The following is a 22772-nucleotide window of genomic DNA, read 5'->3' on the forward strand; positions in this document are numbered from 1 at the left end:
CTCGGGTGACCGAAGACGGTTATGTCGCGTCTTCGGTCCCGTACGAGATACGACCACCACGAATGAAGAGAGACCGGATTTTCTCCCAGAAATTGCCACCAAGAACGAAGAAACTTGCCAGGAACATCAAATCCCCGAGAAGCTGCAACTGCCACATATTCGGTCGAAGGTCCGGGGCCACAGCATCAATGTAAGGTTCAAGCCATCCACTGATCAGTGGCAAACAGAACATGACAAGTCCCAGATTGTACCGTGCCGGTCCAATGCCGGTTTCAGGCGCCAGACGGAAATAGCCAAATATAGTTGCCTTGAGCTGTTGAAACCCGGCCTTCCCCATAACCGCTATAACCAGCAAAAGCAGAACTTTGTTGACGATAAAAATCAAACCCGTCATGGCGGCGACTTTCGTGCTCGAAAGCCCTGCGGCGGCGGCCAGTGGCACGATGATCCACAGCCCGACGGCTATGCAGATCAGCAAAATTCCAAGTTTGAAACGCCAATTTCCTGATTGTGGTTCAACATTTTCTATTCGCGCAGACATGCTTTTTCTCCTCGCCCATCAACGGGGACATATGTCCCAGAATCCAGTTGTTTTGCTGCTGTTGGTGTAGAACCAGCAATATCCTGCCTGCGGCGGTGGCCCAGCGACGGAAGCTGCTGCAGCTCCGGCAATAAAGCCGATGGCCGCTCCAGCAGCTATTGCACCACCCGGACGCCAGTATCGTATTGGATTGACGACCACGACACCCCGTCTCATGGCGGGGCGGGCCATTGGTACTCTGCGTGTAGAAACAGCGGCACATCCTCGCGCTCCACATCGAGCAGCTACGCCACGACGTGCCGCTTCTGCCGGCGTGACAGCTGTCAATATCGTCGCGGCCACCATGCCCAAAACTGCCAGCGCCATTGGCACTGCTAAAATAAGTTCAATGCGCTTCATTTACCTTTTCCTCGCGGTCGATGGTGCACGAATTGCTTCCCGGCATGGTCCTACACGCGTTCTTGGCCGAAATGTTTTGAAATCCCGGATTGAGTGCCTCAACGCCGCTCGCATAGTTTTCCCGTGTGGTTTGATCTACTGCCGCTGCGGGGGCCGCGAGTATGAGACCCGCGGCAGTTCCGGTTGTCGCCGCGACACTGGTCGTGGCTGCCACAATCCGGTCCCCGACGCCGAGTCGGCTGTCCGTCAGTTCCTGTCCATTTGACAGGCGCGAACCGATCAATTGTACGATCTCCGGCGCTTCGGCAAACTTGCTGTGGCGAAGCCTGTCACCGCCCTTGATTTTGGTAAGGTCAATGACGGAAACATCATTGGCCGCCAGTTCAGTTTTATAGGGAGCTTCCTCGGGATCGATTGAACCAAGTCGCGGGACATTTCCCCATACACGCCGTGAAAAAGCCAAGGCGCGATCATCACGGGAAACGAACAGGGTGAACTTCGGGTGCTGTTTCCCCATGTCGGCGATTTGCGAGCGAAAGACATCCACGTCGACATCCGGCGCAGCCAACATGACATTCTTGAATTTGGCGGGAAGATGCCCGTTTCGGATTGCCATCTGGCGTAACGATTCCAGGGCAAGCCAATTGCCCATCGAATGCGCCAGGATCGACACTTCTTTTACCTCCGGATCCTTTGCCATATACTGCAACAGATTTTCCAGGGCGTTTCGGGTATAATTGGTGCTTTCGCGATCATAGCCATAGGCCAAAAGACTGCCTCTTGAGGGCCATGTCACCAGAACAGGAACGCTTTTTGCTCCGGCGTCGTGGACGATCTGGGCAAAACGGAACACAGAGTTTTCAAAGCGGTTGTTGAAACCATGAATGAAGATCAACACGCTGCGGTCGGCGCTCTTGCGTACTGATTTGCTGAGCCATGCTTCCGCTTGTGGGCGAGAGACCTCATCTGCCTTGAGAGTGGCAAAATCGGTAAGAGGGTTCGCAGGCAAGCGCTTTGGCCATTCGACCTCTCCTACTTTGCGGTGTTTTGCGGACGGTATGGATACCGTGATTTCGGCAAAGGATGGCGTAAGGCCTCGCTCCCCGCTAAACATCTCGCCTCGCGTGTCAGCGCGGCTTCTGGTTGTTGCCACGATCATTTCAACCCGGCTCGACATGGGTGATGCCTCAGCGATCGGCACGAGCACACCACGCGGCCGCCCAGCGCAGCCCGAAAGCAGCAATCCTAGCACTATGATCAGGCAGTAGAACAAACCCGTTCGCCCCTCGCTGTCCATCAAGCCCCCCCAGACCCGGCAAGCGCGGCCTTATCTCATACAAAGACAATTGACCGCGCGGCATTTCACAATTGGTAATTTGTCTTGGCGATATCAAAGTAAAAATCGAACGTTTTCTCGGTGCATTCCCTGCTATTGTTAAAACTCTCCATGAAGAACAACACTTCCAAATTAAATTCGATTGTAAACTAAAATTATTTACTCGTCTTTCGGAAAATATGTCGTAAAATGTCTATTAATAGTGAATTACCCTAGTACAAATCTCTTATATCGTCTTTTCACTTGCGAGGAATTCAGTAAATACAAGACCACGTCCCATAAGGAAAAGAAATGGTACCCGGATCTAGTCGCATCAACATTGCAGCGGTTCATATTCTTTTGATCCTGGTCCTCGCCATGCTTCCCCAGACTGTGAGGTTGGCGAATGCCCAAACGAACAGTCCGGCCCAACAGGGCGAAAAAATTGACCAGTTGCTGAAGTTGCTGGAGGATCCGGACGTCAAATCATGGATTGCGGCAAAACCAAATGTGATGCCGCAGGATGATGGCAAAGAGATGTCTACGAGCGCAGTCCTGACCTGGGCACACGGAATTCGTTCACACCTGCGCGATATGGTGCACGCCATACCCGCCGCTCCGGGCGAGCTCGCCAGAGCCGACGACAAGATAAACACTATTCTCAACGGCTATGGTTTTGGATCCGTCCTCGCACTGTTCGCCGGCTTTGCAGGACTGGGGTATGGAGTTGAAACCGCATTCCGACGTCTTGCATTGGGAAGAAGCGGTCCAACGTTTTCCGCTGGGGATCTGCCAGCACCTGCGGAAACGATCGCTGCGTCGGCGTTCTTCGGTCTGGCACCTCTGGTTATCTTTGCAATTGTAAGTGTCGGTGGTTTCCTTTTCTTCAACTGGCCGCCGCTCCTTGCCGCCCTGGTGGTACCAATGCATGCGGCACTTATTGTCTGGCGCTTTATCCTGAAAATAGCGGGCGCACTGCTCGCCCCTGGCAACGAAACCAGGCGTTTGATCGCCACGGACGGGCGCCGTGCCCGGTTTTGGTATAAGCGGGTAGCATGGTTTGCCGGCATTTTCTTTACCGGCTGGGCAGCGGCAGCGGCGATGAAGGCGTTGGCCTTTGCACCCGAGGTCCAAAGCCTGCTTGTTTATACGATTGGCCTCGGCCTCCTGGTGATTGCATTGGAAACAATCTGGCATCGGCCAGACCGCAGCACTGGACCTGAAGCACATCGTATCAAGGAATGGGGACTGACATTTTACGTCTGCCTGCTTTGGGTCTTGTGGGTTGCCGGTTTGAGCCTGACAATGTGGATTGGAATTTACATTCTGATTTTGCCGCCACTGCTGCGGACCACCACAAATCTCGTGCAACAACTGTTCACCCGGCCGCTCGATCGGGCAAATCAAAAGAACACACTATTTGAAGTGTTGGTTGAACGGGGAGCACGACTTGTGGTTATCGTATTGGCCGTTGCCTGGCTTGGTGTCGTCGCTCGTGCGCGTGCCATCGGGCTCATGGAGGACGAGACTGCCAGACAGGTTGTTCGTGGCGTCGTTGGCGGAGCGGTGATTGTGCTCGCAGCAGATCTTGTCTGGCATGTTGTAAAGGGCCTCATCAATCGCCGGATCGAAAAAGCGCGCCTGGAGGCCGGCGATGAAGCAGAGTTGGCACGCAGCGGACGGTTGATGACGCTCCTGCCTATTCTTCGAAACTTTCTGGCTGCGTTCATAATTGCGGTTGCTCTCATGATGATACTGTCGGGGCTTGGCATCGAGATTGGTCCGCTGATTGCCGGTGCGGGCATCTTTGGCGTGGCAATCGGCTTCGGTTCGCAAACTCTGGTCAAGGACGTGATCAGCGGTGTCTTCTACATGACCGATGATGCCTTTCGGGTTGGCGAGTATATTCAAAGCGGAAGCTACAAGGGGACGGTTGAATCATTCAGCATCCGCTCGGTTAAACTGCGTCACCATCGCGGTCCGGTTTTCACTGTCCCGTTCGGTTCCCTTGGAGCAGTCCAGAACATGAGCCGCGACTGGGTCATCGACAAATTCCTGATCTCCGTCAATTACGACACTGATATCGCCAAGGTTAAAAAGGTGGTGAAGGGCGTTGGCGCCACGCTGCTCGAAGATCCGGAACTGGGGCCGCACATCATCGAAACCGTCAAGATGAAGGGCGTCGAGACTTTTGGCGATTACGGTATAAACCTAAGTTTTGCGATGATGACAAAGCCTGGTCATCAATCGACCATTCGGCGCCGGGCCTATGCGATGATCCGTGAAGCGTTTGCGGCAAACGGCATTGGCTTTGCCTCACCCACGGTGCAGGTCGCAGGTCAGGAAGACCAATCAACAGGTGCGTTGGCTGCTGCGACGCAAAACACATTGGCCCGGAAGAAGGCAGCGGATACCTTGAAATTGGTGGAGGATGAAGGATAATGCAAAAGCAACCGAAAGGACTGGCAACAAAGCGGCCACTGAGCCGTATGAAACTGTGGACGATAATTCTTGTTGTGGTCCTGATTGCTCTGGGGAATCCCGTCAGTCTCGCTGTCGGCCAGACTGAATCGCGAATCCTCAAGCGCCAAACAGCTCGGGCAATACGAAATGCTGGATTCTGGTGTGACCGAATGACCGATGCAAGGATCGACAAGGTAAAATCGCTAAGCGGCACGACGATTGTCAAAGTGACGTGTGATGATAAAATCAACTTTGCACAATACATGTTGACGATGTCGCCAGCAAACAAGATAACCAAGGTTGAAATCTGGAAATAGGCGCGCGATCCCGGTTTAGTGCGCGTCACGCTCAGCCTTAACCAAATTGATGTGCGCCTTGAGCAAATCGATCCGGGAATCCAACCACTTAGAGTGTCGTTCACTGAACAATCTTCCGCTTCTCTTCCATACACCAGTCAGTGTAAGTTGATCGGCCGAAACTGCCAACCTTTGCGCGATGATCAAAGCCTTGGCCGCTTCCATTTTGACATACGCACTTGCAGTCGGCTTGCGAAGGTCATCGCAACGGATGTCGGCTCCAATACAGCGCTGAGAAACTGTTTCCTTGCCTTGTGAACCTGACCGGCGGTACGCCCGCAACTATAGATCGGTATCGTCGTGAACTAGATTCCAGCGGTCACGCAGTCGTGGTGTCATTGCCGACTGGCTGATATTCAATTATCACCAGATCCGAGAAGCGGAAAACATCGTCACCTTACCTATCCAAGGCGGTGCCACGCGTTGAGCCCCTCGGTCAACTCGCGGTCTGATCCGGGAGTGTAGTAACGACGATCAAACCAGAAACACCGCTCATGTTCGGCTTTACCTGATCGGGTATACTCGCACGCCTCGACGGCGACCGCGTGCCCAACCCCTATGAGGTAGACTACTTGCTTGTCATCCGCCAATCGACGGCGCCGCCAGCCCTTTTGCCTTGAAGAAAATTGAACCAATAGATCCTGATTCAAGATTAGGCTTTTGTTCAATTACCGAACGTACCGTAAACCTTCCTTTGAAAATGCCGATAACAGGCTAATTTTCGGTATTTTTAATTGTAGCCCAAATGTCTTCAATCCCACTTAAGAGCCTGTTTCGTCTCGCCTATTCACTAGTCCGTCTCAAAATCGCGAGTTGACTACAGACCCGTTAGCTATCCCCTGTCGTTGAAGGGATTGGAACCACCGACCATCTTTCCGGATCCGGCGTGAAATTGAATCGCGGGCTGAGTTCAGTGGTTGGCTTGCTTGCAATTGCCAGGCAGTTGGACGGATTGCTGCAAGTCTTGGGACGGCGGATGCGAATTGGGGACGCTTCGACCGTCAGACACGCCAATCGCTGAATTAAGTGTTCTCGTTCATTCAACGCGCTGTACCGTAGGGATCGCTGAGCCTGCTCAGGTGCTGATGCAGACGATCTATGATGGCAGTGCGCGTGCCGGCCCGCCTTTCCAGGAGCCCGATCGGCCGTAATATCTGCGGTTCGCCGAACGGCACCGAGACGATCGGAACAGCGACATCTCTCAACGCGATCCAGGGAACCACGGACACGCCGAGACCGTGAACAACGCAAGAAACGACCGAAGCAATCGTGTCTATCTCGGCTATCAAGTTTGGCACGATGCCGGTTTTTGCCAGCTCGGTCTCGATGAGCTGGGCCAGTCTGAATCTACTGTTGAACCTGACATAAGGCATCGTTGACAGCATATCGAGGCCGGACATTTGGGGAGTGCCGTCGGGACCGATAACGAGGAGAGGTTCGTTGATGAACGGGTGCCACCTCAATGCTGAAGGAATTCCGGAATATTCGGCAACCATCGCGCAATCCAGACGGCCGGACATGACATCGTTGAGCAATTCGTCCGTATTGGCAACGTGAAGCTTGGCCCTGAGGTCGGGGAAGTCGGCCTTGAGGGCGACGATCGCCGACGGCAGGAGCGAAAGCGCGCTCGAACGAACCGAACCGATGGTGAAGGTCCCGCTGATGGTACGTCCGGAAATGGCATCCACTATATCGTCTGCAGAGCGTACCAGGCTCCGCGCTGCTTCAAGCATCTGCAGACCGTGGGCATTTAGCCTGATCGGCCTTGTTGAACGATCGAACAGTTCCGCCCGGACCTCAGTCTCCAAGGTCTGAATTTGCTGGCTCACTGCAGACGGGGTCAAGCTTACGGCCTCGGCAGCTTTCGCAAAAGTTCCGTACTCAGCTATTGCGATTAATGTCTTCAGCTGACGTGTATCCAATGTCGTCCCAGAGCAGATTAAGTTTTCCTGTTTATCTTAGGCAGAATTATTCGCTTTAATCAAGGAAACCTTATGTTAAATTCTCTTTAGGAGACGCCAGGAGGAATTTTGGCGTATGGGAGGATGTCAAAACGGTGCGAAAGCAGCGGCGCGTCCTCGCGCATTCCAGTTCGAGGTACGCATGGGAAGCCGAAACATCCTGGTCACAGGACCAGCCATCAACGAACAAGCCGTAAAACTAGCTGCCGACAATGGCTATCAGGTATCTTACGTTCCTCCTTACACGAGCGAAGACGATCTCGTTCGCATCGTGATGGAACTTGACCCCGTCGGCGTCGTAGTTCGCATGGGCCGTTTCGGCTCCGCGGCAATCGAGGCCGCGCCTTCGCTCCGGGTCCTTTCGAAACACGGGGTCGGCGTCGACAATATTGATGTGGGTGCCGCGTCCCGCCGTGAAATACCCGTTGTCGTCGCCGCTGGTGCGAATGCCCTTTCGGTCGCTGAACATGCGATTGCATTACTCTTTGCCGTGGTGAAGCGGATAGTTCCGCTGGATAGCAGCCTGCGTGCCGGACGCTGGGAAAAGCCGGGTTTCTCCGGCAAGGAACTCTCTGGCATGACCATCGGCCTTGTCGGCTTCGGAGCGATCGCCCGACATACAGCCTTCTTCGCCAAAGGGTTTGGCTTGAAAGTGCAGGCATTCGATCCCTTCACCGATGAAGCGGCGTTTGTTGAGGCAGGTGTTCAACGAGTGGGTGATGTCGATGAGTTGATCTCGTCGTCGGACATCTTGAGCTTGCACTGCCCGTTGACACCCGAAACGCGCAACCTGTTAGATGACCGCCGTCTTGGCTTGATGAAGCCTGGCTCGTTCGTTATCAACACTGCGCGAGGCGGCCTGATCGACGAGGACGCTCTCCTACGCGCTGTCGAGAGCGGACAGATCGCCGGGGCCGGGCTGGACACGTTCCAAACGGAGCCGCCCGCGGACAACCACCCATTCTGGCAAAATCAGCGGATCGTCGTCACGCCGCATATCGGCGGCGTGACTCAGGAAGCCAATGTTCGCGTCGGGGTGGACGCGGTGGAAGGCATCCTTGCCATTGTAGAAGGACGTTCGCTTGGTCGCGAGAGGATCGTGAACCATCGGGCGCTGGCGAAGACGCCCGCTTGAAATCAGACAATCAGGAAGCATTGAGGAGACTACGTTGACCATAGGATTCAGGGTTCGCAACAGGGACAGAGTCGTTGATCAGGAATGGATCGACAAGTTCAGGGAGCTTCCAGTCGCCAACATCAGCGACAGCATGCACCGCATGTATGCGGGCGGGGCTGAGCTTCGTCCGATGCACCGCGACGGCAAGCTTGTCGGCCGCGCGCTGACCGTCAAAGCGCCTCCGGGCGACAACCTCATGCTTCACAAGGCGATGGACATGGCCGTGGACGGCGACGTGATCGTCATGGATGCTGCCGGCGACGTGACCCACGCCCTGATGGGCGAAATGATGCTCGACTACGCGCACCGTCGGGGCGTCGTCGGTTTCGTGCTCAACGGCGCTATCCGTGACGCTGACGCTTTCCTCGAAATGAACATTCCCTCATTCGCAGTGGGCGTTACCCATCGCGGCCCCTACAAGAACGGACCAGGGGAGATCAACACCCCGATCGCCATCGGCGGAATGGTCATTATGCCGGGTGACCTGGTCGTCGGCGATACGGACGGCGTCGTGGTCGTTCCAATCGACGACGTTGCGGAGGTCTACGACAGGACCGTTGCCAAGCACGCGGCCGAGCAGGAGCAAATCGAGAATATCAAAGCGGGGACGCACAAACCGACTTGGTTCAACGACGCCCTCGTTAAGGGCGGATGCGAACTGCCATCTACCAACTGAACGACGCTGGCCGAGGCTCTGGAGGGGAAACGTCGGCCAGTACTAAAGACTCTTGAATACACCGGTAAACAATATCCTGGGAGGATAAGATGAAGCATTTAATTCGGAATACCGCGCTGGCAACGACGCTGCTTCTCGGCACGGGCGTAGCTCATGCTGACTGGCCGACCGATCGGCCTATCGAATTCATCGTGGCGTTCGCTCCTGGCGGCGGCACCGATGTGATGAACCGTACGCTCGCTCCTTATGTCGAGAAAGAACTAGGCGGCAAGATCACTATCCTGAACCGTCCCGGAGCTTCGGGCGAAATCGCCTATACCGCGATGACGCAAGCTCGTCCTGACGGCTACACCGTTTCCTCGCTCAACACGCCGGGCTATCTGACGATGCAGATGGACCGCAAGGTCCGTTTCGACCCCACGAAGCTCTGCCTCGTTGCCCGTATCGTCGAAGACCCCGGTTCCTTCATCGTCCAGTCCGGCTCCAAGTTCAACACGCTCAAGGACCTCGTCGCCTTCGCGAAGGAAAAACCGGGTGCCGTGACCGTCGGAACGACCGGCCTGGGAACCGACGAGCACCTCGCAATGCTCCAGTTGGAGAAGGCCGCGGGCATCGACCTGACTGCCGTCACTTTTAACGGGGCGAACGAAGCCCGTACCGCTCTTCTCGGCGGCCACGTCGACACGATCGGCATCAACGTCGGGGAGTTCGTGGGCAGCGACCACTCTGCGTTCAGGAACCTCGGCCAGTTTGCGGAAGAGCGCGCCTCAATTGCTCCCGACCTTCCGACCGCAAAGGAGCAGGGTTTCGAAGTCCTGATGAGTTCTGAGCGCGGTATCGCTATGAGCTGCGAAGTTCCCGAGGAAATTCGGACGAAGTTCTCGGGCGCGGTCAAAAAGGCTCTCGACAACCCCGAATTTCAGGCAAAGGCAAAGCAAATGTCGCTTGCCCTTTCTTACCGCTCATCCGAGGAGTGGAACAAGGAGCTTCCCGTACGCGGAGAGCGCTTGGGCGCTATCTGGAAACTGGCCAAGGAACAGAAGTAATGGCCGCTCCCCGCAAGGCTGGAGGGACCGGTGACCGACCAGACCTTTTCACCGCAGCGTTATTCATAGGCTTCGGCGCGCTTGGCCTCTGGGCCGGGCGCGACCTGACCCTTGGGACGGCATCCGCCATGGGTCCGGGGTACCTTCCCAGAATAGTGTGCTGGCTTCTGATTACCATTGGCATGGCGATAGGTGGGTTTGGGGCGGTTCGGGCGCGTGTCGACATCGCTAAACCAAAGCTCTGGCCGCTGGTAATCATCCTGGCGGCGGTCGTTGGATTCGCGTTTATCGCTGAGTTCTTTGGTTTCGTTGCGGGTTCCGTCTGGTTGCTTCTTGTCGGCAGCATCGCCGACCGGGATTCAACGCTTCGCGAGGTCATTCTGCTCACCGCCGGGCTAACAGCGTTTGGCGCTCTGGTCTTCATCGTCGGCCTCGGCGTGCAGATGCCGATCTGGCCGTTCTGAGGAGGAAACACATGAACTTCGTCGATCTTCTCATGCTGGGCTTCAGCGAGGCCCTGACGCCGACAAACCTCGGCTTTTGTCTGCTCGGCGCTCTGCTCGGCACGCTGATTGGGGTCCTCCCCGGTATTGGGCCGACGGCGACGATCGCCGTTCTGCTGCCGATCACGTTCTACCTGCCGCCTCTGGCTGGACTCATCATGCTCTCCGGCATCTATTATGGTGCCCAGTATGGGGGCTCAACGACTGCTATCCTCGTGAACCTTCCCGGCGAAGCGTCATCGGTCGTTACCGCTGTCGACGGTTACAAGATGGCTCAACAAGGAAGAGCCGGATCTGCACTTGCCGTCGCGGCACTCGGCTCCTTCTTCGCTGGAACGGTCGCCACTTTCGGCATCGCGATCGCCGGACCGACACTGTCGTCATTTGCGCTTTCCTTTGGTCCAGCCGAATACGTCTCGCTGATGCTGTTCGGGCTCCTCGCCGCAACAATCCTGGCCCGCGGGCCAGTCCTTAAGGCGATCGGCATGATCCTTCTCGGCTTGCTGCTTGGCATGGTCGGGATCGACGCCAGCTCCGGCGAAGAGCGCCTCACGTTCACCGCTGTCGAACTTTTCGACGGCATCGACTTCGTGGTAATCGCCATCGGGCTGTTCGGCTTCACGGAGATCATCGAGAATCTTGAGAATGTCGAAGCCCGTGGCGTGCTGGTCAGCAAGCTCAGCCGCCTGTGGCCGACCCGAGAAGACTTTCGGCGTGCATGGCCTGCCGTCTTGCGGGGAACTGGCGTTGGTACCTTCCTCGGTGTGCTGCCGGGCGGCGGAGCAACACTCGCATCGTTCTGCGCCTACTCCGTCGAAAAGAAGATATCCAAGCATCCCGAGGAGTTCGGCGAAGGTGCCGTAGAGGGCGTCGCAGGACCTGAGGCCGCCAACAATGCCGGAGCTCAGTCGTCGTTCATCCCGCTTCTGACCCTCGGCATTCCGTCAAACAACATGATGGCGATGATGCTAAGCGCCTTCATCATCCATGGCATCACCCCAGGGCCAACGGTCTTGGCAACCCAGCCGGAAATCTTCTGGGGGCTCGTGGCCAGCATGTGGATCGGCAACCTCATGCTCGTCGTCATCAACCTGCCCCTGATCGGGGTCTGGGTGAAACTCCTGACCGTACCCTACCGTCTGCTGTATCCGGCAATCCTTCTCTTTTGCTGTGTCGGGGTCTACAGCATCAACAACCGCATCTTCGATGTCGTTCTGGCTGCCGGGTTTGGACTGCTCGGTTATGCCTTCCGCAAGGCAAAGTGCGAGCCGGGTCCGCTGCTTCTCGGTTTCGTTTTGGGGCCGCTACTAGAGACGAATATCCGGCGTGCCCTGACCATCTCCCACGGCGATCCGAGCGTGTTCATCGAGCGACCGATCAGTCTGGTACTGCTCATCGCCACAGCAGGTGTCCTTCTCCTGATGGTCCTGCCGTCGTTCCGCAAAACCCGGGAAGAAGCCTTCCAGGAAGAAGAAGCCTGAAGCCGATCCACGCGACAACATAATTACTGGCTAACATCCTAGGAAGGCGCGAACCTTGCTTGTATTCAAGGAGCGATGCTAATGCGCCAAATCTTTAGAGATGACCTATATCTTCTGATCTATGATCGACACATCGTCACGACAGGACAAGTCTTATGAAAGCACGTATCAAATGGGTGGAGGATCGGACCTTCGTCGGAGAGTCCGGGAGCGGCCACAAAGTCGTATTGGGGACGGCCTTCGGACCAGAAGGAGTAACGCCGGGCCCTAGCCCCATGGAACTGCTATTGATCGGCACCGGAGGCTGTTCGGCCTTCGATGTTGTCCACATCCTGGAAAAAGGCCGCGAGGCAATCGAGGACTGTGTCGTCGAGATCGACGCAGAGCGTGCAGAACAGGATCCGAAAGTCTTTATCCGCATTCACATGCACTTCATCGTCAAAGGGCGTGGCCTGGCTGCGAAGAAGGTGGAGCGTGCTATCTTGTTGTCGGTCGAAAAATATTGCTCAGCCTCTGCGATGCTGGCCAAGACTGCGACAGTCACCCATGACTTTGTGGTTGTCGATACCGCCGCAACGACTGAACCTTAGTGGAACGGAGATGGATCAGTTACCTCTAGGAATTTTGATCGCGGGAAGCTCGAACGTGGGGAAGCCCACCATGGCTGAAAAGCTGGCTTACGCGCTCGACCGGAGGCTGATCGCCACCGACAATCTGGCGCGGCATCCGGAACGGCTTTTGCGAATGTCCGGGTTCTAACCAAAGTCCTGTTGTGTGAGTATCCAATGGTGAAGTTCAAGGGTATGAAGCCAAGCGGTACGCTGCGCGAACCGGGTTACCTTGAATATTTGGCACGAGAGTATTCCCTGCCTTCGTTCAAAGGACATATAAGTGAGAGTTCGTACATTTCTGTTCTGGCTGGCCGTTTTTGCGGGAGTGGTCGGTGGGTTGATTTGGGGACTTACCCCTCCACGATCTAACTATCCATCAATCGGCGGAGGCGGTTACGACCTGTCTCGGCCGGTCTACACGCTCCTGCTTTTGAGTTTTACCGGTCTCTGGACATTGACCACGTTGCTCATCAGTTGGAACATCAAGAATTCAATCGCCTCACGGCGAGTCTTATTACTCGCAATGATCGGAGCGTTGGCTACTGTCGTCTCGATTATTGTTTATCATGACAATTTGACCTAGTTAGCTTCATTATTCCACGAGTTGGTTGCATTAAGAAAAGTAGTAATGATGTACCTTTATGGCCAACGCACCCAAGAGCAGTCGAGCAAGAAAGGCGCCGCCAGCTTCTAAAACTCTGACCGGCAAAGGCACCGACAAAGACAGCACATCTGCCGCCGCCTCTGCCCTTACTCAAGCGCCCTACAAAAAAGTAGTCGCTTTGAAAAACCAATCGATAAGCTGTCATTGTCGGCTGATCGATTGGTGCGGTCGCACGAAAAGTCCACCCCGGGTTATGAGCCTTGCGCGCTACCAACCTGCGTCATCCTACGAAACCGAAATTATGTGTCCCGATCATCGCTCAATCGTACTTGTTCTAACGGGCGGTGGGCTCTGCCGAAAGGTCATATCGATCCCAGGGAGAAAGGTCATATCGATCCCAGGGAATCGTCGTATGAAGCCGCAACGCGCGAAGCCTATGAAGAGGCAGGGATCTGCGACGAGGTACCTCCGCGATGAGTGTCGAAGCCGTGGTGGAGCAGATCCTAAGAATCTGGTGACGGGGTCGGACGCGGGCAGCCACTCGGGGTGAAAGCGAAGCGAAGTCTTGCCGCCGCATCATTCACAGGTTGCGGGCGGCGAACTGTTCGGGAGATGCGAGGGAATAATCCGACCAGCTTGGACAGGCGCAGTGAAGGCGATATCCTATGGTGGACCTCAACCGGCACCCCGTCAAGGACGCAGCCTCTGCTGCGGTTCGAATAGCCACAAGTCTGGCAGAGTATCGCGATCGATCAGATCCGAGCGCCGCCCGTCGCATCGATCATCTGGCTTGTCGTCCAACGCGCATCGTTCGATGCGAGGAAGGCGATGACGTCGGCGACGTCATCCGCCTTTCCGACACGTGAGAAGACTGAGAGGGCTTCGGCGCCGGCGCGCGCTTCCGGCGATGCCAGCCACTCGGCATTCATATCCGTCTCCGTCACGCCCGGCAGGACGGCATTGACCGTAATCCCGCGAGCTGCAAATTCAGGTGCCAGCGCTAGTGTCAATGTTTCAAGCGCCCCCTTGGAGGCCGCATAGGCGGGATGGGTCGGCGCCGCGATCCGCAACCCTCAGCGAATGAAATCAAACGAGGTGCAAAGGATGAACATGCGTGAGAGTCTCATTGAAATCCTTCGCTCGGGCGCCGACGAGCGCAGAGCATTGTTCTCAACCGCTGCTTCTGATCTTGAGACGCGGGCCGAGAATATCCGTGGGGCATCGAGGGAGACATCAAGGGCTGCTTTGACAACATCAACCACCACTATCTGATGGAACGGCTACGCAAACGCGTCGCTGACCAGCGGGTGGTACGGTTGGTCGGGCAGTTCCTGAAAACCGGCGTGCTGGCGGAGGAGCAGTTCTTCCGCACGGAAGCCGAAACCCCGCAGGGCGGGATCATATCACCATTGCTCGCCAACATTGCGCTTAGCGCGATTGAGGAGAGAAATAAACGGTGGGTGTATCCGGACCTGACAGGGAGGTCTTCACGACAATCGATACTCTCGGCGGCATCGGGTAGACGTATGTGGGATCGCAAAGCAGGGCACTGCGTCTGCTTCCCCGTACGCTATGCGGACGACTTTGTGATTGTCACTTTGCCCTAAAAGGGGGTCTTCCTCAATCTGTGTGATGTTTTTGAAACAGCTGGCTCAGCCCGGATCTGGCAGCAAATTAGTAACCTTAGGCCGTTCCAAATCCGCTACGATTGCCCTTAGGTAGAGCCCTTGGGCCAGTTTCGGTCATCTGTGTCCCCAACCCGAGTAGTCTTCCTGGTGCCTATCGTGGTGATACGGCGCTTCAGCCGTGCAGAACTGTGTGGTCGCTGACTGGAATGGTAGGACGCTTCATCAAGCATTCTTCCGCTACCATTGAGCAAAAAGCTCAACGAATTCAGCAACGTCGACATGTCCAGCTTGCATAGGGAGAATGATTTCGGGCAGTTGATCAGGCCAAGCATCACACAATTTGAGGAAGACGCCCTTTAAGGGCAAAGCGACAGTGGAGAACTGATGCTTCCCAAAGCGCGACTTGGACCCAGGCACAATTTGATATATAGCGACCGGGTGACCATCTACTACTTCAGGCATGATGGTCTGCTGAATGAAGGCTCGCCGTCGAGGTTCAAGCACAACATTTGCATGGCAAGGCGCCTTACGACTACCCACGACGCACTTTGAGCTTGTCTTATTTTGTCAATTCAAGATTTACATAAACGCCGCAGGTTAAAGTAAACTTGATATTCCCTTTGAACTCATGCCATAATGTCCATTATGGATGGACAATCGACGCCAAAGCTAAAGTACCTTATCCAATCAGTCCCGCCGGGCTTCATTGTCGATACGGCTTGGACGGCACGCCATGCGATCTCGCGGCAATCCGTATCGGCGTATATTAAACAGGGCTGGCTCGAGCGGATCGCGCCAGGCGTCTACCGACGCCCGTTTTCGGCAAGAGAAACAACGGAAGCCGTCACAGCCTGGAAAATTCCCTTGTTATCCGCGCAATGGATCATGAGGCATGCATTCCACGTGGGAGGTCAGACCGCGCTTGGATTGCGCGGCCATTCCCACTATCTGCAGCTTAGCGGCGATACACGCGTCTACCTCTATGGCTCCGATATCCCTGAATGGCTACTGACATTGACAACCGATGCCAGGTTCGTCCGACGAGGTTATGGATTGTTCCCCGACGAGAACAACGGCGTCGAGGACAGCGAATTCAGCCTCTCCGATACTCCAGATGACGAACTGGCCATGAGCCCATGGCGATGGCCTATCAAAATGTCGTCGGCAGAGCGGGCGATACTGGAGATTCTCGATGAACTTCCGAAGACCGAGAGCTTTCACAACATCGACATGATATTCGAGGGAATGGTCAATCTGCGCCCAAAAATGTTGACGACGCTGTTGACCCAGTGTCGCAGCGTAAAGGTGAAGCGCCTTTTCTTTGTCTATGCCGACAAGCACGCGCATGCGTGGCTCAAGCATATCGACCGATCGCAGATCGATCTGGGACGCGGTGATCGAGCGCTTGTCCCAGGCGGGAGGCTCCACCCGATCTATCGCGTAACGGTCCCTGCAGACCTGCTGCCAAAGGAAAATATCGATGGCGCGTGATCACTATATGCGGCAGGTCGAACTGCTGGTCCGGACGTTGCCCTACATCGCTCGGCAGGATGTTTTCGCCTTGAAGGGGGGAACGGCCATCAACCTATTCTATCGAGATATGCCCCGCTTATCAGTCGATATCGACCTCACCTACCTCCCCCATTGAGGATCGGGGCACGACGCTCAGCGGTATCGACGCCGCGCTTGACCGCATTCGCGACGACTTGCTGAAAAACCTGCGTGGCGTCGACGTCCAGCGTATCGCCGGCGGCGGCAACAATGACACGCGGGTGCTCGTCCGGCAGGGCACCACCGAGATTAAGATCGAGACCTCGCCCGTCGCCCGTGGAACGGTGCATCCTCCGGAATTGCGGACAGTCACGGATGGAGTAGTCGATGCGTTTGGTTTCGCCGAAATGCAAGTCGTGTCATTCGAGGATCTATTTGGTGGCAAGCTTCATGCCGCCGTTGACCGTCAGCACCCACGCGATCTCTACGACAATGAAGGGCTTACCGATGCGTTGTTTCGGACTTTCCTCATCTACGTCGCAAGCTCCGGCCGCCCCCCGCATGAGCTCATCAAGCCGTCATTGTCCGAACTCGAAGAACCCTTCGTGAAAGAATTCGAAGGCATGACCATCGAACCCGTCAGCCTGATCGAGCTGAAAGACGCAAGAACCCGGCTCATAGATGATTTTCGAGCCCGACTCGATGATAAAGCGATGCGGTTCCTGCTCTCTCTCCATGACACGGAGCCGGATTTCGACGCCATCGGATTGCCGCAGGCAGCGGCACTACCCGCCGTGGGATGGAAATTGATCAATCTTGCGAAGCTGAAGCAGCAGAACCCTGAGAAACACGCCATGCAGCGTGCGGAGATCGAGAATATGTTTGCTTAAGCCGACTACATCCTCAAGGAAGCGGGGCCGCAGGCGTTTTACTCAGATATTAGCGGCGGGCCAGTCATCTACGTTCCTGTCGACGCCGTCGGCGGGACGTCGGTCGTGGCCCACGAGGCAGGCCTCCGTCGAATCGAGCAATCTGGCGGAAAACTGACCAGCCACGTGCAGTTGTACTGTGAATTCCAGCGTGATTGGGCTCGCAAAGCAACCGTCCCGGGTTTCATAGACGTCTTCGAAAGCTTCGATAGGTTTAATCCTGAGAAAGTCATAGCTGTCGCGTCGGCCTAAGGTAAATTGATTATTCTGATAGTAAGTCGCAGCGGCATCGATGTTCGCCGTTGCGACCACTGGTAGTTCTAGCGCGTTCAACCTTTTTCTGACGGTGCCCCCGCCGCCTTAGTCGCTCCTGGCGCTAGGCGGAAAAAGCCTGCAGTGCGCATAACGCCACCATACGCCTTGATTAGGGTCGAACCCGCGACCTACAGATGACTGCTGCGTACAATCAGGGAAGTTGTCAGCAACTCTTCTTTGAAAATGCCGATAATAGGCGACTTTCCGGCGAATCCGATTGGTTCTTTAAATTCTACAATCACTCTTTTGAGCATATCTGGATTGGTGACTCCATTGACCACCGCGGCGGAATCGGACTCATGGCTGTCCACTTGGGAGTTTTTCTCCCATCCTCGTGACGCATTTACCGTCTGCACCGATATAGTTAGCGGATATCCGCTGGTCATTTTGCCGTTCAGCTCAGGCCGTACCAGGTACCTCGACCAGCGCCATGCAGGATCAGGCTTCCCTGCTCGGTCAACGCCCGCAGATGATCCTTCACCGTATTCCGGCTTGCGCCCGTGGCATTGGCCGCCTCCAACACGGTCACACGACCGCGCTCACGTGCAAGTTCGAGGATCGCAACGGAAAGCTCCGGCAAGTCGCCCAGCAGGATGCGTTCGCGCTCGATCTTGCGCTCCAGCCGTTGTTTCTGTTTCTGCAGGCTTCTCAGGAAGAACTCAACCCAGGGGTTCCAATCCTGCTGATCGGTGCGGATCGTCCCTTGCGTACGGCGCAGTGCCAGGTAGTAGGCCTCCTTGTTCTGCTCGATGACGCTTTCGAGAGAGCTGTAGGGCACATAAGCATAGCCAGCCCGCAGGAGCAGCAACGTGGTCAGGGCCCGTGAAAGGCGACCATTGCCATCCTGAAATGGGTGGATTTCCAGAAAAACAACGATGAAAACCGCGATGACGAGAAGAGGATGAAAAATACCGTCCTTCTCCTGAGCCTGATGCCAGGCTACGAGATTGGCCATTCGGCCGGGTGTTTCGAAGGGAGAGGAGGTTTCAAAAACGATGCCCAGGCTCCGACCGTCTTCATCGAAAGCCTCCACATTGTTGGAGAGTGCCTTCCAGCTGCCCCGATGACGCTCATCCTTGGTCGAGTGAGCCAGAAGGTCTCGATGGAGCTGGCGGATGTGATTTTCATCAAGCGGGATTGTGTCGAAGGCCGAGAAGATGGTCTCCATCACCTCCGCATAGCCTGCAACCTCCTGCTCATCGCGGCTTGTAAATGAACCAATGCGCAGGTTCGAAAGGAGTCTTTCGACTTCCCGGTCGGTCAGTCTTGCGCCTTCGATACGGGTTGACGAACCGATGCTCTCGATCGTGGCGACCCGCCGCAAACTGGAGAGACGGTCAGGAGCAATGCGACCCAAGGCACGCCACGCCCCCTTGAACTCGTCGATCTGGGCGGTCAGCGAGAGAATCTCGGGGGTGATCCGCAATTTCGAGAGATCGTGCGCTGGCATCCAATAACCCATCCGTTTCCATCCAAAAACAGATATGGCACGGCAGCATCCATTAATCCATCCATTCCCATCCAATAAAGGCATTTTTGCAATTCTGATCAGAAAGAGAACAGGCCGCGCCGGCGGCGACCGCAATTGCGTTGGAGCCGACCAGATCAGTTGGTAGCACCTTCGCCTTCGACCTCGGGGAGCTCGCGTAGATCGGAGCCGGGAAGCCTCAGGTCCATCCAGCTGACCGAGGGCATTGTCAACGTCACAGTGGTGCTTAATTGGGTTTTCCTCTATGAGGCTGGCGTGAAGGATGCGTAAAGTCAGCTACCATGCCGAAACTGCAATTCGCCAAAATTACGCTCAACACTTGGCCTGCCCGCTTTCGATTGGAGTCGACGCACGACGTACAAATTAATGCTGCTTACAATCAGGGAAGTTGGAAAGCGGGGGTTTTCCCTATCACATTAACTAAGCGCGACAGGCCGTTCCGATAACTGCCAACGTGAGTTTGATCGCTTAATGCGCCAACAGCGGACATCACATCCGCCGATCCGTGTCGTGCCTGCCCGCCCTCAGTTTTGCTGCAGTATCATCCGTGTGCCTTCTTTTCTTCGTGCTCGCACCTTGCCAAGTAGTGGCGACATTGACTTTTTGAAGGATTGAAAACTATGAATCAAACAGCTTCCAACGTGACGTCCCGGAATATCCTCGTGCTGGGCGCTGGAGAACTCGGCATGCCGGTCCTGCGCAATCTGGCCCGTCGCGCAAAGGACATTGACGGCACAACGATAAGCGTCTTGTTGCGCGCCAGCGCCGTAGAGTCTGACTCACCAGCCAAGCAGCGCGACATCGCTGAAATTCGCGATTTCGGGATTGAGATAGTCGTGGGCGATTTGGTGAAGAGCTCGGTTGACGAGTTGGCATCTCTGTTCTCGCAGTATGACACCGTAATTGGCTGCACGGGTTATGCGGCTGGGATCAACACACCGATGAAGCTGGCAAGGGCCGCTTTGCAGTCAGGAATTCCGCGCTATTTCCCGTGGCAGTTCGGTGTCGATTTCGAAGCGATCGGTCGTGGTGGTCCGCAGGACATCTTCGACGCGCAGCTTGATGTCCGTGAACTGCTCCGCTCGCAGCACAAGACCGAATGGGTCATCATCTCCACCGGCATGTTCATGAGCTATCTGTTCGAGCCGGAGTTCGGTGTCGTTGATCTGGAGAAAAACGCAGTCAATGCCCTTGGTAGCTTTGATAACGCTGTCACACTGACGACGCCTGACGACATCGGCGTGCTCACAGCCGAAATCGTCTTTTACGAGCCGACCATCAGCAACGAGATTGTCTTCCTGGCGGGCGATACCGTCACCTATGGCGAGCTTGCGCACAAACTGGCGGCGGGATTAAACCGCCCCTTTAGCCGGTCCGAGTGGACTGTTCCGATCCTTATGGAAGAACTGGCAAACGATCCCCAAAACGTGATGCGCAAGTACCGAGCGGCCTTTGGTATCGGGCGAGGCATGGCATGGGACAAGGCCGACACTTTCAACGTGCGTGAAGGCATCAAGGTCACTGATGTTTCCGATTGGATCAACGCGAACCTGACGCTCAAGTAACGGGGCTTAAGGTGCGATGGGGGAGCGCGATAATCTCGCTTTCCCCCGTCAAGCTTTGTCAGAAACTCCATCTTCAGCACGGGCGTACCTTTTACGATGGCAATCACGGAGCGGCGGCGTCTGTGTCAGGATTTCCAAGGCGTTTGCCAGGACTGCTTCTCTGGTAGACGGGAATCAAAGCCCTCGCGGGACTTTCGAAACTGCTCCGAGTTCTCAACGACCCATGTCCACAGCGGAATCATACGAACGAGAAGACCCATTCCCAATTCTGTTAGTTCGTATTCCACCCGAGGCGGCATCTCAACGAGATCGTAGCGCATGACGAGGCCGTCTCTTTCGAGTTGGCGCAGGGTGCGAGTCAGCATCCGTTGAGTGATGCCATGCATTCGTCTTCCAATATCTGCGTGCCGAAGCCTGCCGTAAACGCCCAGAGTGTGAATGACGCCAAGCGACCACCTGTTTCCTGCGTGGGTCAGAACTTCACGTCTCACCCCGTCTTCATCCTCGCGAAGCCCATCGCAAACTGCTTGCGAGTAGCTAAGGATTTCTTCTCTGGTCATTACTTTTGCCTCCAGTATGTCCTTCGTTTCGTTTTACCAGCCATACAAAAGCGGCCTTGAATTGTCTGATGAATATGGCGGCAGAGTCACGGTGTCGCAGCAATTGGTGGTCACTTGAACAGTCGTTGGCGCTCTGGCTTCCATCGCCCGCACTCGACGCCAGTCAAGCTTGCGAACAAGTCCTCAAACTGCGCATGGCTTAATGACATCATCGCATCCCGGACATCGGACGCGCTTGTTCTTCGATATCGTTGGACCTGAAGGGCATGCTCTAGCTTCGTGCAGATCGAAATCTCGGCCCGACCATGTCAGCTGCGTGTCTCATGCACACCTCGTAGACACCTGCGCTGTCAACCCGTTGGTTGAATACATGTCAAAGAAATTCGTCGCGTCTTGGCGTGAACGTGTCGATCAGCAACCCTTCTTGAAGTGCCACTACTCCGTGAATGAGATTGGGGGCGACGATAAAACTGCTGCCACACGCCAACGTGGTGGTGACACCCTCGATTGTAATTTCAAACACACCTTTGGCTACATAACTAACCTGCGTATGGGGGTGCGAATGAAGTGCGCCAATCGCGCCCTTGTCAAAGCTGAAGGCGACAAGCATCAACTCGGGACGATGCGAAAGAACGGCGCGGCGATTTCCGGGCGACGTTACGGTCCAGATCAAATCATCAGGCAGTGTGTAGCAGTCAGACACCTGTCACTTCCTTTTTGTGCCGGTCTTCTGCCACTGACAGGAAAGACCATGTTGCAAACGCGCGAACGGGCGAAACTGACAATGCCCGCGCACGGCTAGAATTGGGAGTTCATTTCAGGCTTTCCATTGGCACCTTATCCATGTCGGTGAAGCTCATATTGTCTCCAGCCATTGCCCAGATGAAAGAATATCGCCCAGTGCCGGCGCCGGAATGGATTGACCAGCCCGGGGACAGAACCGCATCATGGCTTTTGAGTACAAGATGCCGGGTTTCATGCGGCTCTCCCATAAAATGAAAGATACGCGTCGCTTCTGCCATCCCGAAATAGAGATAGACCTCCATTCGTCTGTCATGCAGATGCGCCGGCATGGTGTTCCACACAGAGCCAGCCTCGAACATTGTCAGTCCCACCAATAGCTGGCAGCTTTCACAAACATCCGGGTGTACATACTGGTTGATCGTTCGGGCATTGGCTTCCCCGGCCGAGCCCATACGTACTTTCTTTGCCATATCAAGCGTAATAAGGACTGTCGGACAATTACGGTGTGCGGGTGAGCTTAAAAGATAAAACTCGGCTGGATTGTCTGGGTCGTCACTCAGGAAAGACATTGCACCCTGCCCCATACCGACATAGAGCGCATCACGAAATGCCAGCGGATATTCAGCATTTGCAACGATGACTTTACCGCCGCCTCCAATGTTGACAATAGCTGCTTCGCGTCGCTCCAGGAACTGGCTGGTGCCCGTTTCCTTGACGTGATCAATCACAAGGGATTTGCTCGTTGGAACGATGCCGCAGACAATCATCCGATCGAGATGGCTGTAGGTAAGATTGATGCGGCCTTCGGAAAAAAGCCCTTCCACGAGAAATCCGTCGCGCAACCCTTGTGTATTCCGCCTTGCGGCATCTTCAGGGCCAACTATCTGGCGCACATTTACTGAAATTGTCACGGCACTT

General features: G+C 55.4%; 25 protein-coding genes and 2 pseudogenes. 16 read left to right on the plus strand and 11 right to left on the minus strand.

The annotated features are described in order from the left end of the window. Nucleotides 1-19: 19 nt before the first annotated feature. The 3 genes from AC6CHM_RS21885 to AC6CHM_RS21895 are packed head-to-tail and all read right to left on the minus strand — an operon-like array spanning nucleotide 20 to nucleotide 2237. Entirely contained in the window at nucleotides 20-541 is a 522-nt protein-coding gene (locus AC6CHM_RS21885; protein WP_498174855.1) for a transporter suffix domain-containing protein, read from the minus strand. Nucleotides 542-559: 18 nt separating this feature from the next. Continuing rightward, entirely contained in the window at nucleotides 560-940 is a 381-nt protein-coding gene (locus AC6CHM_RS21890; protein WP_498174857.1) for a hypothetical protein, read from the minus strand. Further along, nucleotides 927-2237, minus strand: a complete 1311-nt coding sequence (locus AC6CHM_RS21895) for an alpha/beta hydrolase (protein WP_498174859.1) — start codon at nucleotides 2235-2237, stop codon at nucleotides 927-929. Before AC6CHM_RS21895 ends, AC6CHM_RS21890 begins: the two co-directional genes overlap by 14 nt. A 330-nt stretch (nucleotides 2238-2567) precedes the next feature. Between AC6CHM_RS21895 and AC6CHM_RS21900 the strand changes: the two genes are divergently transcribed. Both AC6CHM_RS21900 and AC6CHM_RS21905 read left to right on the plus strand, forming a co-directional pair. After that, nucleotides 2568-4697 carry a mechanosensitive ion channel family protein gene (locus tag AC6CHM_RS21900; protein WP_498174861.1) on the plus strand — a complete coding sequence of 710 codons (2130 nt, stop codon included), beginning with the start codon at nucleotides 2568-2570 and terminating at the stop codon, nucleotides 4695-4697. After that, nucleotides 4697-5035 carry a hypothetical protein gene (locus AC6CHM_RS21905; protein ID WP_498174863.1) on the plus strand — a complete coding sequence of 113 codons (339 nt, stop codon included), beginning with the start codon at nucleotides 4697-4699 and terminating at the stop codon, nucleotides 5033-5035. The genes AC6CHM_RS21900 and AC6CHM_RS21905 overlap by 1 nt, the downstream gene beginning before the upstream one ends. A 1079-nt stretch (nucleotides 5036-6114) precedes the next feature. On the opposite strand, the gene AC6CHM_RS21910 is transcribed toward AC6CHM_RS21905, so the two are convergent. After that, complete coding sequence (locus AC6CHM_RS21910; RefSeq protein ID WP_498174865.1) at nucleotides 6115-6996, minus strand: LysR substrate-binding domain-containing protein; 882 nt, start codon at nucleotides 6994-6996, stop codon at nucleotides 6115-6117. A gap of 115 nt (nucleotides 6997-7111) precedes the next feature. On the opposite strand from AC6CHM_RS21910, the gene AC6CHM_RS21915 reads away from it, so the two are divergent. The 8 genes from AC6CHM_RS21915 to AC6CHM_RS21950 all read left to right on the plus strand — a co-directional run bounded on the left by AC6CHM_RS21915 (nucleotide 7112) and on the right by AC6CHM_RS21950 (nucleotide 13610). Further along, nucleotides 7112-8170 (plus strand): hydroxyacid dehydrogenase, encoded by a 1059-nt coding sequence (locus AC6CHM_RS21915; protein WP_498174867.1) that lies wholly within the window; start codon nucleotides 7112-7114, stop codon nucleotides 8168-8170. A 34-nt stretch (nucleotides 8171-8204) separates the two neighbouring features. Further along, nucleotides 8205-8888, plus strand: coding sequence for an RraA family protein (locus AC6CHM_RS21920; protein ID WP_498174869.1), 684 nt, complete (start codon nucleotides 8205-8207; stop codon nucleotides 8886-8888). An 89-nt stretch (nucleotides 8889-8977) separates the two neighbouring features. Then, nucleotides 8978-9934, plus strand: coding sequence for a tripartite tricarboxylate transporter substrate binding protein (locus AC6CHM_RS21925; RefSeq protein WP_498174871.1), 957 nt, complete (start codon nucleotides 8978-8980; stop codon nucleotides 9932-9934). Continuing rightward, on the plus strand, nucleotides 9934-10398 hold the full coding sequence (locus AC6CHM_RS21930; protein WP_498174873.1) for a tripartite tricarboxylate transporter TctB family protein: 465 nt from the start codon (nucleotides 9934-9936) through the stop codon (nucleotides 10396-10398). Before AC6CHM_RS21925 ends, AC6CHM_RS21930 begins: the two co-directional genes overlap by 1 nt. Nucleotides 10399-10409: 11 nt before the next feature. After that, nucleotides 10410-11918, plus strand: a complete 1509-nt coding sequence (locus tag AC6CHM_RS21935) for a tripartite tricarboxylate transporter permease (RefSeq protein ID WP_498174875.1) — start codon at nucleotides 10410-10412, stop codon at nucleotides 11916-11918. Between the two features lie 155 nt (nucleotides 11919-12073). Then, nucleotides 12074-12508, plus strand: coding sequence for an OsmC family protein (locus AC6CHM_RS21940; RefSeq protein WP_115054701.1), 435 nt, complete (start codon nucleotides 12074-12076; stop codon nucleotides 12506-12508). Between the two features lie 301 nt (nucleotides 12509-12809). After that, complete coding sequence (locus tag AC6CHM_RS21945) at nucleotides 12810-13112, plus strand: hypothetical protein (protein WP_498174877.1); 303 nt, start codon at nucleotides 12810-12812, stop codon at nucleotides 13110-13112. Between the two features lie 243 nt (nucleotides 13113-13355). Then, nucleotides 13356-13610, plus strand: a complete 255-nt coding sequence (locus AC6CHM_RS21950; RefSeq protein ID WP_498174879.1) for an NUDIX domain-containing protein — start codon at nucleotides 13356-13358, stop codon at nucleotides 13608-13610. A 275-nt stretch (nucleotides 13611-13885) separates the two neighbouring features. Here the strand turns inward: AC6CHM_RS21950 and AC6CHM_RS21955 are convergent. Further along, nucleotides 13886-14200 (minus strand): annotated as a pseudogene (locus AC6CHM_RS21955) (SDR family oxidoreductase); the annotation flags it as partial. Nucleotides 14201-14386: 186 nt separating this feature from the next. On the opposite strand from AC6CHM_RS21955, the gene AC6CHM_RS21960 reads away from it, so the two are divergent. After that, nucleotides 14387-14740, plus strand: a complete 354-nt coding sequence (locus AC6CHM_RS21960) for a hypothetical protein (RefSeq protein WP_498175050.1) — start codon at nucleotides 14387-14389, stop codon at nucleotides 14738-14740. A 258-nt stretch (nucleotides 14741-14998) separates the two neighbouring features. Here AC6CHM_RS21960 and AC6CHM_RS21965 read toward each other — a convergent pair whose 3' ends face one another. Continuing rightward, nucleotides 14999-15223 (minus strand): hypothetical protein, encoded by a 225-nt coding sequence (locus AC6CHM_RS21965; RefSeq protein ID WP_498174881.1) that lies wholly within the window; start codon nucleotides 15221-15223, stop codon nucleotides 14999-15001. 174 nt (nucleotides 15224-15397) lie between these two features. Between AC6CHM_RS21965 and AC6CHM_RS21970 the strand changes: the two genes are divergently transcribed. The 4 genes and pseudogenes from AC6CHM_RS21970 to AC6CHM_RS21985 form a co-directional block, all read left to right on the plus strand. Then, entirely contained in the window at nucleotides 15398-16252 is an 855-nt protein-coding gene (locus tag AC6CHM_RS21970) for a type IV toxin-antitoxin system AbiEi family antitoxin domain-containing protein (protein ID WP_498174883.1), read from the plus strand. Next, nucleotides 16242-16409: a nucleotidyl transferase AbiEii/AbiGii toxin family protein gene (locus AC6CHM_RS21975; protein WP_498174885.1), complete on the plus strand. Its 168-nt coding sequence runs from the start codon at nucleotides 16242-16244 to the stop codon at nucleotides 16407-16409. The genes AC6CHM_RS21970 and AC6CHM_RS21975 overlap by 11 nt, the downstream gene beginning before the upstream one ends. A 58-nt stretch (nucleotides 16410-16467) precedes the next feature. After that, entirely contained in the window at nucleotides 16468-17142 is a 675-nt protein-coding gene (locus AC6CHM_RS21980) for a nucleotidyl transferase AbiEii/AbiGii toxin family protein (RefSeq protein WP_498174888.1), read from the plus strand. 57 nt (nucleotides 17143-17199) lie between these two features. Further along, a pseudogene (locus AC6CHM_RS21985) lies at nucleotides 17200-17433 on the plus strand (hydrolase); the annotation flags it as partial. A 191-nt stretch (nucleotides 17434-17624) separates the two neighbouring features. Here the strand turns inward: AC6CHM_RS21985 and AC6CHM_RS21990 are convergent. Both AC6CHM_RS21990 and AC6CHM_RS21995 read right to left on the minus strand, forming a co-directional pair. Then, nucleotides 17625-17882 (minus strand): hypothetical protein, encoded by a 258-nt coding sequence (locus tag AC6CHM_RS21990; RefSeq protein ID WP_498174890.1) that lies wholly within the window; start codon nucleotides 17880-17882, stop codon nucleotides 17625-17627. 8 nt (nucleotides 17883-17890) lie between these two features. Continuing rightward, nucleotides 17891-18958 (minus strand): Fic family protein, encoded by a 1068-nt coding sequence (locus tag AC6CHM_RS21995; RefSeq protein ID WP_498174892.1) that lies wholly within the window; start codon nucleotides 18956-18958, stop codon nucleotides 17891-17893. A 647-nt stretch (nucleotides 18959-19605) separates the two neighbouring features. On the opposite strand from AC6CHM_RS21995, the gene AC6CHM_RS22000 reads away from it, so the two are divergent. Then, on the plus strand, nucleotides 19606-20550 hold the full coding sequence (locus AC6CHM_RS22000; RefSeq protein ID WP_498174894.1) for an aromatic alcohol reductase: 945 nt from the start codon (nucleotides 19606-19608) through the stop codon (nucleotides 20548-20550). A gap of 125 nt (nucleotides 20551-20675) precedes the next feature. Here the strand turns inward: AC6CHM_RS22000 and AC6CHM_RS22005 are convergent, their stop codons facing one another. From AC6CHM_RS22005 to kduI, 3 genes are all read right to left on the minus strand, one after another. Further along, nucleotides 20676-21110 carry a winged helix-turn-helix transcriptional regulator gene (locus AC6CHM_RS22005; RefSeq protein WP_498174896.1) on the minus strand — a complete coding sequence of 145 codons (435 nt, stop codon included), beginning with the start codon at nucleotides 21108-21110 and terminating at the stop codon, nucleotides 20676-20678. A gap of 373 nt (nucleotides 21111-21483) precedes the next feature. Next, the gene (locus tag AC6CHM_RS22010) at nucleotides 21484-21813 is read right to left on the minus strand and encodes a cupin domain-containing protein (RefSeq protein ID WP_336441061.1); all 330 of its coding nucleotides are present in this window, start codon (nucleotides 21811-21813) and stop codon (nucleotides 21484-21486) included. 109 nt (nucleotides 21814-21922) lie between these two features. Further along, nucleotides 21923-22765, minus strand: coding sequence for a 5-dehydro-4-deoxy-D-glucuronate isomerase (gene kduI, locus AC6CHM_RS22015; protein ID WP_498174898.1), 843 nt, complete (start codon nucleotides 22763-22765; stop codon nucleotides 21923-21925). Nucleotides 22766-22772: the final 7 nt, after the last annotated feature.

This window comes from Phyllobacterium sp. GQ127 (assembly GCF_059758635.1).